General features: G+C 67.5%; 15 protein-coding genes. 8 read left to right on the top strand and 7 right to left on the bottom strand.

What is annotated here, in order from left to right; translation table 11 throughout:
* Positions 1-28 precede the first annotated feature (28 nt).
* From ULB03_RS25280 to ULB03_RS25265, 4 genes are read right to left on the bottom strand one after another with little or no spacing between them, the layout of a single operon-like run.
* On the bottom strand, positions 29-541 hold the full coding sequence (locus ULB03_RS25280) for a DoxX family protein (protein ID WP_322485846.1): 513 nt from the start codon (positions 539-541) through the stop codon (positions 29-31).
* Positions 538-1,275, bottom strand: coding sequence for a DNA-binding domain-containing protein (locus ULB03_RS25275; RefSeq protein WP_322485845.1), 738 nt, complete (start codon positions 1,273-1,275; stop codon positions 538-540). Before ULB03_RS25275 ends, ULB03_RS25280 begins: the two co-directional genes overlap by 4 nt.
* Positions 1,259-2,107 (bottom strand): MNIO family bufferin maturase, encoded by an 849-nt coding sequence (gene bufB, locus ULB03_RS25270; RefSeq protein ID WP_322485844.1) that lies wholly within the window; start codon positions 2,105-2,107, stop codon positions 1,259-1,261. Before bufB ends, ULB03_RS25275 begins: the two co-directional genes overlap by 17 nt.
* 34 nt (positions 2,108-2,141) lie before the next feature.
* Positions 2,142-2,411, bottom strand: a complete 270-nt coding sequence (locus ULB03_RS25265; protein WP_322485843.1) for a BufA1 family periplasmic bufferin-type metallophore — start codon at positions 2,409-2,411, stop codon at positions 2,142-2,144.
* Between the two features lie 225 nt (positions 2,412-2,636).
* On the opposite strand from ULB03_RS25265, the gene ULB03_RS25260 reads away from it, so the two are divergent.
* The 3 genes from ULB03_RS25260 to ULB03_RS25250 all read left to right on the top strand — a co-directional run bounded on the left by ULB03_RS25260 (position 2,637) and on the right by ULB03_RS25250 (position 6,928).
* Positions 2,637-3,998 carry an amidase gene (locus ULB03_RS25260; RefSeq protein ID WP_322485842.1) on the top strand — a complete coding sequence of 454 codons (1,362 nt, stop codon included), beginning with the start codon at positions 2,637-2,639 and terminating at the stop codon, positions 3,996-3,998.
* 181 nt (positions 3,999-4,179) lie between these two features.
* Positions 4,180-5,607 carry a M28 family metallopeptidase gene (locus ULB03_RS25255; protein ID WP_322485841.1) on the top strand — a complete coding sequence of 476 codons (1,428 nt, stop codon included), beginning with the start codon at positions 4,180-4,182 and terminating at the stop codon, positions 5,605-5,607.
* Positions 5,608-5,620: 13 nt separating this feature from the next.
* A complete protein-coding gene (locus ULB03_RS25250) occupies positions 5,621-6,928 on the top strand; it encodes an MFS transporter (protein WP_322485840.1) in 1,308 nt (435 codons plus the stop codon).
* Positions 6,929-7,017: 89 nt separating this feature from the next.
* Here ULB03_RS25250 and ULB03_RS25245 read toward each other — a convergent pair whose 3' ends face one another.
* Complete coding sequence (locus ULB03_RS25245) at positions 7,018-7,323, bottom strand: hypothetical protein (RefSeq protein ID WP_322485839.1); 306 nt, start codon at positions 7,321-7,323, stop codon at positions 7,018-7,020.
* 425 nt (positions 7,324-7,748) lie between these two features.
* On the opposite strand from ULB03_RS25245, the gene ULB03_RS25240 reads away from it, so the two are divergent.
* A complete protein-coding gene (locus tag ULB03_RS25240) occupies positions 7,749-8,825 on the top strand; it encodes a YyaL domain-containing protein (RefSeq protein ID WP_322485838.1) in 1,077 nt (358 codons plus the stop codon).
* A gap of 12 nt (positions 8,826-8,837) precedes the next feature.
* On the opposite strand, the gene ULB03_RS25235 is transcribed toward ULB03_RS25240, so the two are convergent.
* Entirely contained in the window at positions 8,838-9,068 is a 231-nt protein-coding gene (locus ULB03_RS25235) for a hypothetical protein (RefSeq protein WP_322485837.1), read from the bottom strand.
* Positions 9,069-9,482: 414 nt separating this feature from the next.
* Between ULB03_RS25235 and rfbB the strand changes: the two genes are divergently transcribed.
* The 3 genes from rfbB to rfbA are packed head-to-tail and all read left to right on the top strand — an operon-like array spanning position 9,483 to position 12,395.
* Positions 9,483-10,553 (top strand): dTDP-glucose 4,6-dehydratase, encoded by a 1,071-nt coding sequence (gene rfbB / locus ULB03_RS25230; protein WP_322485836.1) that lies wholly within the window; start codon positions 9,483-9,485, stop codon positions 10,551-10,553.
* Positions 10,554-10,563: 10 nt separating this feature from the next.
* Complete coding sequence (gene rfbD, locus ULB03_RS25225; RefSeq protein WP_322485835.1) at positions 10,564-11,454, top strand: dTDP-4-dehydrorhamnose reductase; 891 nt, start codon at positions 10,564-10,566, stop codon at positions 11,452-11,454.
* Positions 11,455-11,510: 56 nt separating this feature from the next.
* A complete protein-coding gene (rfbA, locus tag ULB03_RS25220) occupies positions 11,511-12,395 on the top strand; it encodes a glucose-1-phosphate thymidylyltransferase RfbA (RefSeq protein WP_322485834.1) in 885 nt (294 codons plus the stop codon).
* A gap of 131 nt (positions 12,396-12,526) precedes the next feature.
* Here rfbA and ULB03_RS25215 read toward each other — a convergent pair whose 3' ends face one another.
* Complete coding sequence (locus ULB03_RS25215) at positions 12,527-13,327, bottom strand: helix-turn-helix transcriptional regulator (protein ID WP_322485833.1); 801 nt, start codon at positions 13,325-13,327, stop codon at positions 12,527-12,529.
* Between the two features lie 194 nt (positions 13,328-13,521).
* Between ULB03_RS25215 and ULB03_RS25210 the strand changes: the two genes are divergently transcribed.
* Positions 13,522-13,869, top strand: a complete 348-nt coding sequence (locus ULB03_RS25210; RefSeq protein WP_322485832.1) for a ribbon-helix-helix domain-containing protein — start codon at positions 13,522-13,524, stop codon at positions 13,867-13,869.
* The last annotated feature ends 135 nt before the right edge of the window (positions 13,870-14,004 follow it).

Here is a 14,004-nt window from a genome sequence, read left to right as displayed (position 1 = left end):
AGGCGGGTTTGTTCCAATATCTATAGTCTTACAAGTTGTGACGAGGGCGGGTGTCCAGCCGGCTGCGGATCAGGTGGTCCACGGACAGGGCGCCGGGGCCGCGCAGGATGATGGGCACCAGCACCGCCGACCACAGCAAATGGTCGGGCCAGCTTTCCGGATAGACGAAGATCTCGATCACCAGGGTCATGCCGAACAGGGCGCCGGCCGACAGGCGGGACGCCAGGCCGATGACCAGCAGCACGGCGCACAAATTCTCGGTGATGCTAGCCAGCACGGCCGCCACCTCCGGCGGGATCAGGGGCACCTTGTACTCGTCCCGGAACAGGTCGAAGGTGGTGTCGTTGATATGGAAACCGGTGACCTTGGTCTGGCCCGACCGCCAGAAGACGGTGGCGGCGGCCAGGCGCCACAACAGCGCGTCCAGCCCCCGGGGGAATCGCTCCAGCCGGTGGATGAGGGCCAGCGCCAGGGCGAGGGGGGCCGGCGCGATTGGGGCTGGCGCAGATGGGGCGGGCGCGGTGGGAGGCGTCAGGGTCATGGCAATTCCACTCCGGTGAAGACCTGCGCCGCCAGCAGGCCGGTTAATTCGTGTTCCAGATCGAAGGCCGCGTCCAGGGCCAGCGCGTTGTTCCAGGCGGCGCTCAAGGATAGGCCGGCGCCCAGCGCCATCAGCAGGGCGAAGGCGCCGGGGCCCAGGCGGATCAGCAGCACCTCGGCCGCCGGCCGCACCACCAGCAGGTGGGTGTTACCCTGGACGTCCAGATCCACCGCCGCATCGGCGACGTCCGGCTGGTTGGCCCGCCAGACGCGGTCCACCGGCCAGGGGCTGGTGATGAAACGATGGCTGGGGTGCAGGCGCCAGACGGCGTCCTCCACGGCGTCGCCCAGGGCGGCCAGGGCGGCCGGGTCCAGCGGGTCGGCCTCCGCCGCGTGGTAGGCATGGGTCCAGGCCGCCTCCAACCGGGCGACATCGGGCAGGTAGGGCAGGTGCCGCGCCACCTCCTGCCCGGCCAGCCAGGCGGGGAAGCCGGTGCCATAGCGCAACAGCGGCGCCTCTCGGGGCGGCTGGTGGCGCACATAGGCTTGGGCCAGGCCGGCGAAGCACGCTTCGCCCACCAGGCGGTGGACCACGGGGAAGCTGGCGGCCAGCACCGTGGCCAGGCCGCCCAGGGTATTGTCGCGGTGCAGGCCGGCACTAGCTAAGGGCGGCGCCCCGCTGGCGGCCAGCACCCAGTCCCGCAAGCCGCGTTGGCGCTCAAGCAGCGTGGGCATCGGGCACCTCCCCGTCAAACAGGGTCGCGGCGATGCCGTCGGTGGTGGCGGCCTCAGCCAGCAACTCGGCCAGGGGCGGAATGTTGGCGTCGCGCTCCACCAGGGTGGGGATGGGACCGAAGCGGGTCAGGGCCTGGCGGTACAGGTCCCACACGGCGGCTGTGACCGGGGCGCCGTGGGTGTCCAGCAGCACGGCGCGGCCTTCGTGGGTGACCGGCTCATGCCCCGCCACGTGGATTTCACCCACCGTGTCGGCGGGCAGGGCGGCCAGGTAGGCGCCCGCGTCCAGCCCGACATTGTGGGCGCTGACATGGATGTTGTTGACGTCCAGCAGAATGCCGCAGCCGGTGCGGCGCGCCAGTTCCGCCAGGAAGGCGGCCTCCGGCCAGTCGCTTTCCGGGAAGGCCATGTAGCTGGACGGATTCTCGACCAGGATGCGGCGGCGCAGGGCCGCCTGCGTCTGGTCGATATGGTCGGCCACCAGGGACAGGCTGGGGTCGGTGTAGGGGAGGGGCAGCAGGTCGTTGAGGTAGGTGCCGTCGATGCGGCACCAGGCCAGATGCTCCGACACCCATTCCGGCTGATAGCGATCCACCACGGCCACAAGGTCAGCCAGGTGATCGGTGTCCAGCGGCTCCGCCCCGCCCAGGGACAGGCCGACGCCGTGGATGGATAAAGGATAGGTCTCACGCAGGGCGGTCAGCCAGCGATGGGCCGGGCCGCCGGCCCCCATGTAGTTCTCGGCGTGCACTTCCAGAAAACGCAGGGAGGGGCGGCCGGCCAGCAGCTCGGCGGTGTGGCGGGCCTTGAGGCCGATACCGGTGATGCCCATGGCGGCGTCCCTCCCTGGCTTTCAATGGTGCGGCTTACTTCTTGGCGGGTTCGGTGCTGCCGCCGGCGATCTTGGCGCAGGTGCCGGCCGGCACGGCGATGAAGGCGCCGGGGTCGCGGTCCTTGGTGGCATGGCCGGCGCAGGAGTTGCTGTCGGTCTTGCAGTCGTTGTGGCCGGCCTTCACGACGCCGTAGCACTTCTCCATGTCCGCGGCCTTGGCCGGGGCGGCGGCCAGGGTGGCGCCGGCGACGGCGGTGGCGACGATCAGGCCGAGGCCCAGACGGCGAGTGGTGGTGGTCTGCATTTTCAAAATCCCTCAGGTTTGGTGGGTGGTTGCGATGGGCTGACGCTAACCCCGTACCCCCCACCCTGTGAAATGCAGGGGGGATATGAATTCGATAGCGGCCGGATATGGCGTCCGGTTGTCGCACCTCTTGCCGGGTTGCCCTCTTGCCAGGTTGCGGGCGGGTGGCGCCCATGCCAGGGTTCCGCCGGCCGGAATAAACGCCCCTCTTGCGAAGGCGCCCCCATGGATCTCAGCACCGCCCTCGCCGCCCTGAAGGACGGCACCTTGACCGCCCGCGACCTGGCGGAGGCCTGCATCGCCGCCCGGGCGGAACGGCCTGACGCCCGTGACAACCCCTATGCCGCCTTCAGTGCCGGTCTGCTGCGCGCCCAGGCGGATGCCGCCGACACCCGCCGCCAGGCCGGGCAAGCACTCAGCGACTTTGACGGCATCCCGTTGTCGCTGAAGGATAATTACGGAACCGGAACGGTTTGCGGCGGCACTTGGCCGGTGTTCGCCGGCTCCCCCCGCCGCCTGCCGTCCATGTGGAACCAAGCGGGCGGGGTGGTCGGCCGCCTGCTGGCCCAGGGCGCCGTCATTACCGGCAAGACGCGCATGGTGGAATTCGCCTTTAGCGGTTTGGGCGCCAACGGCCATTGGGGCACGCCGCGCAACCCCTGCGACCATGACCGTCATCGGGTGCCCGGCGGTTCCAGCACCGGCGCGCCGCTCAGCCTGCGTGAGGGGTCCGCCCTGCTGGCGCTGGGCACCGACACGGCGGGCTCCGTCCGCATTCCTGCGGCCTGGAATGGGCTCTACGGCTATAAAAGCTCACGTGGGCACCTGGCGACGGACGGCATCGTGCCCCTGTCGCCGCGCCTGGATACCGTGGGCCTTCTGGCGCTGACGGCGGAGGACCTGGCCCAAGGTTATCGCTTGCTGACCGGCACCGCCATTGACCCATTGGCCGGCGATCCCCTGATGGACCCCGGCGCCATCCGCATTGGCCGGGCCCCCGACACGCTGTGGCAGGACTGCGGCCCCGGCGTGGTCGCGGCGGTGGATGCCGCGCTGGACCGCCTCAACGACCTGTTCCGGCCGGTGGACACCGTGATGGTGCCGGACCTGGACGAGGCCCTGGCCTTGTTCCGCCGGGGTGGCCTGGCGGGGGCGGAGATTTACGGCTTCCTCACCCAGGAGCTGCCGGCGTGGCTGTCCAGCCTGGACGCCTACGTCGGCCCCCGCATCCGCGCCTCGGCCGACGTGCTGGACTATGACGCGCGCGTGGCCTTTCTCGACCGCTTCGCCAATGGCGTGCAGGCGCTGTTCCACGATGTCGACGTGGTGGCCCTGCCCACGGTGGCCATCACCCCGCCGCTGCTGGCCGACCTGGCGGAGCCATCGGCCTATGGCCGTGCCAACCTGATGGCCTTGCGCAACTGCTGTGTCGCCAACCTGGGTGACATGGCAGCCGTCACCTTGCCGGTGGGCACGGACGATGCCGGGTGCCCCGTGGGCCTGCAACTGCTGGCCCCGCGCGGCGCCGACGCCCGCCTGCTGGCCATCGCGCGGGCGGCTGCGCGGCACTTGGCGGGGGATGATTAAGCGCGCTGTCCGCTGGCCCGTACCCGCCAGTACGGGTAGCACAAGTCAGCCGGGTAAGGCATGGCAGGACTGCCGCTTGCGATGACGTGACGTATGTACCAGCCCTTGCCTGGGGCGGGGCGCTACCGCATCGTGGCGCCATAAGATTTCGGCAGTTAATCAACGAACACAGGGAACACCCATGCCCCAGCGCTCCCGGTCCGCGCCTCTGTTGTCCGCTCTCCTGCTGGCCGGGTTGGCATGCCATGGCCCCGAAGCGCAGGCCAAGCCGCAGGCGCCGGTGTCCGAGGGGGCGCCCGTGGGGCCGGTCGACGACCGCCCGGTGCTGCGGGAGATCGCCGCCCAGGTGGACCCGGCGCAACTGCATGCCACCATCGAGAAGCTGGTGTCCTTCGGCACCCGCCACACCCTGTCCGACACGACCTCCCCCGACCGGGGCATCGGCGCCGCCCGCGCCTGGGTCAAAAGCCGGTTCGAGGCCATCTCCAAGGACTGCGGCGGCTGCCTGACGGTGGTGACGCCGGCGCAAACGGTGACGGGCAAGCGCGTGCCCACCCCGACGGAGGTGATGGACGTGGTGGCCGTGCTGAAGGGCACGGAGGAGCCGCAACGGGTGATCGTCATCGCCGGCCATCTGGACAGCCGTGTCACCGACGTGATGAACGCCACCGCCGACGCGCCCGGGGCCAACGACGACGCCTCCGGCGTGGCGGCGGCCATCGAGGCGGCGCGGGTGCTGTCCCATTATAAGTTCCGCGCCACCCTGGTGTTCGCCGCCCTGTCGGGGGAGGAACAGGGCCTGTTGGGCGGCAAGGTGCTGGCCGACTACGCCAAGGAGCAGGGCTGGCAGGTGGAGGCCGACCTCAACAACGACATCGTCGGCAACACCCAGGGCGAGGATGGCGTGGTGGACAACACCCATGTCCGCGTCTTTTCCGAAGGGACCAAGGCGGTGGAAACGGCGAAGCAGGCCAACCAGCGGCGCTATTCCGGGGGCGAGGTCGACAGCCCATCGCGCAACCTGGCGCGCTACATGGACGGCATCGCCACCCGCTACCTGGATAATTTCAGCGTGCGCATGGTCTACCGCACCGACCGCTTCGGCCGGGGTGGTGACCAAGTGCCGTTTCTGGAGGCCGGCTTCCCCGCCGTGCGCGTGACCGAGGCGCATGAGAATTATACCCGCCAGCACCAGGATCTGCGCACCGAGGGCGGGGTGCGCTACGGTGACACCATCGACGGCGTGGATTTCCCCTATCTGGCCCAGGTGACCCGCCTGAACGCGCTGACCATGGCCAGCCTGGCCTGGGCGCCGGCACCGCCCAATGACGTGAAGGTCGAGGGCGCGGTGAAGCATGACACCACGCTCAGTTGGGCCAAGGTGCCGGGGGCCGTGGGCTATCGCGTCTGGTGGCGCGATACGCTGGCGCCCACCTGGCAGCATGACCGCTGGGCTGGCGACAGCACCACCCTGACCCTGCCCAACGTCGTCATCGACGATTGGTTCTTCGGCGTCTCGGCCGTTTCCAAGGATGGCTACACCAGCCCCGTGGTCTATCCCGGCCCCGCCGGCTCCTTCATCGCCGTGCCCGATCCCGCCGGCCCGTGACCGATAGGCAATAATGAGCAGCAATTCTTCCAACGCCGCCGCCCCTGACCCGTCGCCTGACGCGGTGGCGCCCCGCAAGGGCTGGGGCGGGGCCCTGCGCCATCCGGCTTTCCTGCGCTATTGGCTGGCCCGCATCCTGTCCATGGGGGCCCTGCAGATCCAGGCGGTGGCGGCGGGCTGGGCCATTTATGACCGCACCGGCAGCACCATGAACCTGGGCCTGATCGGACTGGCGCAGTTCCTGCCGTCCGTCGGGTTGGTGCTGGTCACCGGGCATGTGGCCGACCGGCTGGACCGCCGCATCATCATCACCACCTGCGTGATGGTGGAGGCGGCGGCCATGGCCCTGACCGGGGTGGTGCTGGCCTCGCCCGGCTTGCCGGTGTGGCTGGTCTATGCCGCCGTCATGCTGTTCGGCGCCGCCCGCGCCTTCGAGGCGCCGGCCTCTTCCGCCCTGCTGCCCAATCTGGTGCCCAAGGCTGACTTCCCCAACGCGGTGGCCATCAGTTCATCGGCCATGCAGGTGGCGGGCGTGCTGGGGCCGGCGCTGGGCGGTGTGCTCTACGCCGCCTTCCGCAACGGCGTGTTCGGGGTGGGCGCCGGCTTCCTGGTGCTGGCCGGCCTGGTGGTGGCGGGCATTTCCGCGCCGTCGCGGGCGGTGACCCGCGCGCCCGTCAGCTGGGACGGCATCCTGGGCGGCATCCGCTATATCCGCCAGCAGTCCATCGTGCTGGGGGCTATTTCGCTGGACTTGTTCGCCGTGCTGCTGGGGGGCGCCACCGCCTTGCTGCCGGCGCTGGCGCGCGACCAGTTCTCCGCTGATGCCGGCCTGCTGGGCCTGACCGGGCCCATGCTGCTGGGCGTGATGCGCGGCGCACCCGGGGCGGGGGCCATCCTGGTGGGCCTGACCTTGGCCGCCTGGCCGCTGAAGCGCCGGGTGGGGCCCATCATGCTGTCCTGCGTCGGTGTCTTCGGCCTGGCCACCATCGTCTTCGGCCTGACCCACTCCCCCGCCATCGCCGTGCTCAGCCTGCTGGTGATGGGGGCGGTGGACATGGTCAGCGTCTTCGTGCGCCAGACCCTGGTACAACTGGGCACGCCCGATGAGATGCGCGGCCGCGTCAGCGCCGTCAGCGGCCTGTTCATCGGCGCGTCCAACCAGTTGGGCGAGTTCGAGTCCGGCCTTACCGCATCCTGGCTGGGCACGGAACTGGCCGTGGTGGTGGGCGGCATCGGCACCGTGGCCGTCGTGGCCCTGTGGTGCGTGTTGTTCCCGGCGCTGCGCCGGGCCGACCGGCTGGACTGGAACGCCACGGCCTGAAGGGGTTGACGCCGCATATGGACAATAAAAAAGGAAGGATGGGCGGCCCATCCTTCCTTTTCAGGACTTCAGCGCTGACGCGCGGACAATCAGCCCTTGGCCTTGAAGGCGCGCAGCTGCTTGTTGAATTCGTTGGCGATGCTCTGCATCTGGTCGACCGCGGCGTTGTACTTGGCTGAACCCGCGGCCTTGTCGTTCTCCAGGCACTTCAGGAAGTCCTGCATGTCGGCCATGTAGCCCTTCACCGAGGCGCTGGCGCTGGTCATCTGCTCGGTGGTGGCGCCGGAGCCATCGGGGATGGCCGGCGGGTTGGCGTGCGTGCTGCACTCGGCCAGCGCGGGGCCGGCGACAAAAAGGGAAACGGTGGCCAGAATGCCCAGGAACTTGGTGTTCATCGTAATCTCTCTTCTCTGCTGCCCCGGTGGTCCGCCATTCTGTGCGGCGCAGCACGAGGGGGTGTGGAACCAACGGCCTCAAGCTGCCCTTGCGACGGCGGCTATTTGTTTACGGGCGGTTTATTAGCAAAACTTTACCAAGGTGAAAACAAGGTGCGCGTGCATTGTTGGGCTGCGTCGCGCGCGGGGTTCTGAGGGGGATGCGCAATATATTTGGTCTAAGCCTCGCATCCTTGCCCACTGTCGGAACAACTGGGAAATACATTTGCCGATTGTTCTAGGAGATTGCCGTGCATTTTAGGAAAATTGCCCTGGCGACGATTTATTTTTGCCTGGCAAGCGCTTATGGCCAGGCGGCGGCGCAAACCTGTGCTGCGTTGCAGCATGCGGCGCGCTCGGCGGCGCCCGGAACCGGGCCGCGTTTCGTGGTCAGCTATCCGGGCGACACCCATCCGGCTTTGGCCCACAGCGCCTTCACCTATGACAATGCGTTGGCGGTGATTGCCCTGGTGGCCTGTGGCCATGTCGAAGACGCGCGTCTGGTTGGCGATGCCTTGGCGCGGGCGGCTGGTGGCGACCGTACCTTCAAGGATGGCCGCGTGCGCAACGCCTATCGCGCCGGGGCTGTCGCCAGTCCGCCCTTGCCCCCCGGCTGGTGGGATGACGCGGCCGGCCAGTGGGCGGAGGACGCCTATCAGGATGGCAGCGCCACGGGCAATGTCATCTGGGCCGCGCTGGCGATGCTGACCTTGCATGAGGCGACGGGCCAAGCCATCTACCGCGACCGGGCCATCAGCCTGATGCGCTGGGTCGCGGACTTGATGGCGGACCCGGCCCAGCCGGGCGGGTTCATCGGCGGCCTGGATGGTTTTGATCCCGCCCAACGGCGCCTGAACTACAAGGCCACGGAACACAACATCGATGCGGCGGCGGCCTTCACCTGGCTGGCGCGCTTGACGGGTGACGCCGCGTGGACCCGCCACGCCGCCCTGGCGCGCGGCTTCGTGGCGGCGGCCTGGGACGGGACCGAGGGGCGCTTCCGTATCGGCACCAAGCCGGACGGCCGCAGTTGGGCGCCCGGGGCGGCGCTGGACATCCAGCTGTGGGCGCACCTCGGCGTCGCCGATGCGCTGGCGGAGTGGCGCCGGTCCCTGGCCTGGGTGGAAGCGCATCACGCCGTGGGAGGTGGCTTCGATTTCAATGACGATCGCGACGGCGTCTGGATCGAAGGCACGGCGCAGGCGGCGCTGACTTATAAGATGGTGGGGCAGGGCCAGAAGGCGGCTGCCGCCCTGGCCGTGATCCAGGCGGCAAAGGGACCTGACGGGCTTTTGTATGCCACGGCGGCCGGCACGGTCAGCACCGGGCTGGCGGTGGGGCCGTCCTCCACCACCGACGACTTCCGCTATTACCACCAGCCCCACCTGGGAGCCACGGCCTGGGCCGCCCTGGCGGAAACCGGCTGGAATCCGTTCACCGGTCGCCGCGTCGGTGGTAAATGAACTCGGGGTAGGTCAGCGGCGCACCAGCGCCGCGCCCATCAACACCACGCCCAGGATCAGGGCGGCGGGGCCGACGAAGGGGGGAATGACGTGGGTGTTCTCCTCCTTCGCGGTCACCTTCAGGTCGCCGATCTTGGCCAGTTCCTTGGTGTCCTTCGTGGTGAACATCGGTACGGCCAGGGCCAGCACACCCAGGCCCACGATAACGGCGCCGGTGATCAATAATCCGCTTTTGCCAGCCATGTCGTTCTCCACTTCTGTGTCGCTCTTGGTGTCCGTCGCCCTATATTCGTGGGCTGATTTGTCGCTCTCATCATTAACGGATTGGGGGTTCCCGTCACGGATGCTTTTGTCGTACGTCAATATCAAGGGCGACGGTGGTGTGATTTATAACGTTGGCTCATTGGCCTAGGCTTGCGTACTATTTTTAATTACCATCCGCCGGGATGATCGGCGAAGCGGCTAAGACCTGTGTTGGGGGGCGCCTCCTTCTCGGTCCACGTATGGTGCGCGGCGCTACCGGCATCCCCAGGGGGGGCGTTCCGGGCATGGCGTCGTCGGATTTGCATTTGCCTGGGGCTGAGTTGTATTTTCGGCCGCATTGTAGAGATCTGCCGCCCCCGGATGGCAGGACGTGGTCTTGAAGGAGTTTGGCGCGTGAAGATAATGGTGACGGGTGCGGCCGGTTTTATTGGGTCCGCGGTGTGCCGCCTGCTGGCGTCCGAAGGTCAGGACGACCTGGTGTGCGTGGACAAGCTGACCTACGCGGCCAGCCTGGAGTCCATCGGCGAGGTGTTGGCCGGCGGCCGCGCCGTGCTGGAGAAGGTGGACGTCGCCGATGTCGACGCGATGCGCGACGTTTTCAAGCGGCACCAGCCCGACGCGGTGATGCATCTGGCGGCGGAAAGCCACGTTGATCGCTCGATCGAGGGCTCTGGCGTCTTCATCCGCACCAACATCAACGGCACCCACGTGATGCTGGAAACGGCGCGCGAGTACTGGCAGGCCCTGCCGGAAGAGCGCAAGGCCGCTTTCCGCTTCCACCACATCTCCACCGATGAGGTCTACGGCTCCCTGGGTGAGGAGGGGCTGTTCCGCGAGGATACCGCCTATTCCCCCAACTCGCCCTATTCCGCCAGCAAGGCGGCGTCCGACCATCTGGTCAACGCCTGGTACCACACCTATGGCCTGCCGACGCTGCTGAGCAACTGCTCCAACAACTACGGGCCCTTCCACTTCCCGGAAAAGCTCATCCCCCTGATGATCCTGAACGGGATGGAGGGCAAGAAGCTGCCGGTCTATGGCAAGGGCGACAACATCCGCGATTGGCTGTTCGTGGAGGACCATGCGCGCGCCCTGGTGCTGATCGTGCGCAAGGGTGTGCCGGGCGAGCGCTACAACGTCGGCGGCAATGCCGAACAGCGCAACCTGCACGTCGTGGAAACCATCTGCGACCTGCTGGATGAGCGTTTGCCCAGCAGCACCAAGCGCCGCGACCTGATCACCTTCGTGACCGACCGCCCTGGCCACGACCAGCGCTATGCCATCGATGCGTCCAAGATCAAGCGGGAGCTGGGATGGGAACCGTCGGTGACCTTCGAGGAAGGCATCCGGCGCACGGTCGACTGGTATCTGGCGAATCGCTGGTGGTGGGAACCCATCCGTGAGGCCAAGTATTCCGGCCAGCGTCTGGGCGTGACCGCCCCCACCGCCGCCGCTGTCGGCTGAGGGCCAGGGCATGACCGGTGCGGGGAAGAACGTTCGCGTCTTGTTGCTGGGTGGTGCCGGCCAAGTGGGCCTCGCCTTTCAGCGGGTGGTGCCCACCGGATGGCAGGTGACGGCGCCCGGTCGCGAGGCGCTGGACATCGCTGATGCCGATGCCGTCCAGGCCGCGGTGTCGGCGGCTGATCTGGTGGTCAATTGCGCTGCCTACACGGCGGTGGACAAGGCCGAGACTGAGGTCGACGCGGCCTATGCCGCCAACCGTGACGGTCCGGCGGCGCTGGCCCGCGCCTGCGCCGTGCACAACACCCCCCTGCTGCACCTGTCGACCGATTACGTCTTTGATGGCACCAAGGTGGGCCCGTACGTGGAAACCGACCCCGTCGGCCCGGTCAGCGTCTATGGCGCCTCGAAAGAGGCGGGGGAGCAGGCGGTGCGGGCGGCGCTGCCGGCCCATGTCATCCTACGGACGGCCTGGGTCTATGGTCCCGACCGCGCCAACTTCCTCAAGACCATGCTGCGCCTGGGGGCGGAGCGTGAGGAACTGCGCGTGGTGGCGGACCAGCATGGCTGCCCCACCGCGGCGGCGGATATCGCCGACGCCTTGGTGGCGGTGGGCACCCGCATCCTGGATGGTCAGCGCGACGGTTTCGGCACGTATCACCTGTGCGGCACCGGTGCTACCACCTGGCATGGCTTCGCGGCGGAAATCTTCGCCCAGGCGCAGTCGCGGGGCGCCAAGGTGCCGCGCCTGGGGGCGATTGGCACGGCGGACTACCCGACCCCGGCCAAGCGGCCGGCCAATTCGGTGCTGGACTGCGCGCTGCTGGAACAGGTCTTTGGCTGGCGGGCGCCGGCCTGGGCCGACAGCCTGGCCCGCAGCCTGGACGTGCTGCTGCCGACCTGACCTGAGGCCGGACTTTAAGATTTTCCCTTAACCCTATAAGATATAAGGCTATTGATATGAAGGGCATCATTCTGGCGGGCGGCTCCGGCACCCGGCTGCATCCCCTGACCAAAAGCGTCAGCAAGCAGTTGCTGCCCATCTATGACAAGCCGATGGTCTACTACCCGCTGTCTGTCCTGATGCTGGCCGGCATCCGCGACATCCTGGTGATCAGCACGCCGCATCACCTGCCGCTGTTCCAGGATCTGCTGGGGGACGGCGCGCCGTGGGGTATCAACCTGTCCTACGCCGAACAGGCGGCCCCCAACGGCTTGGCCGAGGCCTTCATCATCGGCAAGGACTTCATCGGCAACGACCCCTGCGCCCTTGTGCTGGGCGACAACATCTTCTACGGCCATGGGCTCAGCGCCCAGGCGCAGCAGGCCACCCGCGTGGAAAAGGGTGCCACCGTCTTCGCCTACTGGGTGGAAGACCCGCACCGCTATGGCGTGGTGGAGTTCGATGAGCGGGGCCGCGCCATCAGCATCGTCGAGAAGCCCAAGGACCCGAAGTCCAACTGGGCTGTGACGGGCCTGTACTTCTACGACAACCAAGTCGTGGATATCGCCCGGGAGATCAAGCCGTCCCCTCGGGGCGAACTGGAGATCACCGATGTCAACAATGTCTACCTGCAGCGGGGCGAGCTGCTGGTGGAACGCCTGGGCCGGGGCACGGCCTGGCTGGACACCGGCACGCACGATTCGCTGCTGGAGGCGGCGGAATTCGTGCGCACCATCGAGCACCGGCAGGGCCTGAAGATCGGTTGCCCCGAGGAAATCGCCCTGGAGCTGGGCTTCGTGGATGAGGAGGCCGTGCTGGCCCAGGCCCGGGCCTATAAGAACAGCCCCTACGGCCAGTACCTGCAACGCCTGGTCAGCCGCCGTCGCGCGGCCCAGTTCTGATCCAGTTCTGATAGCGCGTTGTGCGGCGCCCACTCTCGCGAGGCCGTGCTATCGCCCAATGAGAAGGGCCCCCTGGAAGACCTCCGGGGGACCCTTTGCCGTTCAAGGTCAGAAATGGGGGCAGGCCGGGCTCAGGGATGGATCAGTCCCATCTGGATGGCCTTGGCCACCGCGTGGATCTTGGAATAGCAACCCAGCTTCTCCAGCGCGTTTTGCAGGTGGAAGGTCACGGTGCGGCCGGAGACGCCGATGATCTCGCCGGTTTCCTCCACCGTCTTGCCCCGGCTTGCCCACACCAGGGCCTCTTGCTCGCGCTGGGTCAGCGTCGGCAATTGGGTTACCGGTGTCAGCCTCATGCTGACCATGCGTTCATGCATATAAAGGGCGCTGAGGCGTAGCCAGGAGGGGGCCGAGTCCGGGTTGGTCAGGCCCTCCGGCTTTTGCGTCCAGAACAGGCTGACCACGGCGGATGCCAGGCGGCCCAGCGGATCCACGGTGTGCGTCGGGATGACGTACCCTTGCGTGTAGCCATGCTCGGCCGCCGCCGTCATGACGGCGATGGCGCGTTGCGTGTCCTGCTTGCTTCGCCCCCGGCTCGTCGACTCCAGTTTTGACACCGCCTGTCGGGTTGCCAGCTGGCTGGCGTGGTATTCCGGGACGTCGGCCCAGGTCAGGGGGGCCGCCTGGCGCTTCGCCATCGCGATCAGCGGATCATGATTGATGTACCCTTCGGACAGGTAGGTGTTGAGGAAGTCCTCCCGCACCGTCGTGCGCACGAAAAGCTCCGGTTCCCCGGGGGCGGGCTTGGGCCGGTTGTCAATATAACTGACGGCGGCATACCCGAGGTCACTGGCCAAGGCGCTGAAAGTATCGAATAAATCGTCCGGATTATCGGGCTGGCTCAACCGGTGGAGGGCTTCGTCCAGGATCATGGGGAACGTCCGAGGGTCGCCGTGGCGGTATGGGGTCGCGGGTCGCGGCACCCCATTTTCCCGAGAGGCGCCTAACCCTGTATGAGTCTACAGTTATGTAACGACGTTTTCACCGGTTTGATGAGGACTGCTACCATACCTCCCGAAAAACGTGCGTGGGCGCGTAATGGGGGGACTTGTTACGGAGTACGGACATGACCGTTCTGACCAGCCATCGCCTTCCGTTCCCGGTTATGGCCGCTGTCCATCAGGCAACGGCGCCGCGGTCCCTGGTGCCGCGCAGTGTCCGCGTGGGCAGCCGCCGCACGTCCATGCGCCTGGAGCCGCAGTTCTGGACGGGCCTTGACCTGCTGGCCCGCCAGGAGGGGTGCCAGATCTCGGAACTGCTGGACGTGATCGACCGCTCCCGCGATGCGGAAACCAGCCTGTCCAGCGCCGTGCGCGTGGTGGTTGTCAGCTATTTCCAATGGCTGGCGTCGGTGGAAACCCTGGCGACTCCGGTCCATGCGCCGCAACCCAACCTGAGCCAGGCGTTTTTCTGAGCGGCCCTGGCTTTTCCACCTCTGGTTTCCCGGGCGCCGGGTGCATGAAATCGCAACCCTGTTCATTGCGCATTAGTGATCCAGGTCAAGGCAGGGCGTACCGTGGAACGGTTATCTGGGAAAACCTTTTCCGGG

Source organism: Nitrospirillum goiasense (genome assembly GCF_034427435.1).
Taxonomy (GTDB): Bacteria; Pseudomonadota; Alphaproteobacteria; order Azospirillales; family Azospirillaceae; genus Nitrospirillum.
The sequence above is the reverse complement of the archived record's forward strand: the minus strand, read 5'-3'. Positions and strand labels throughout refer to the sequence as shown.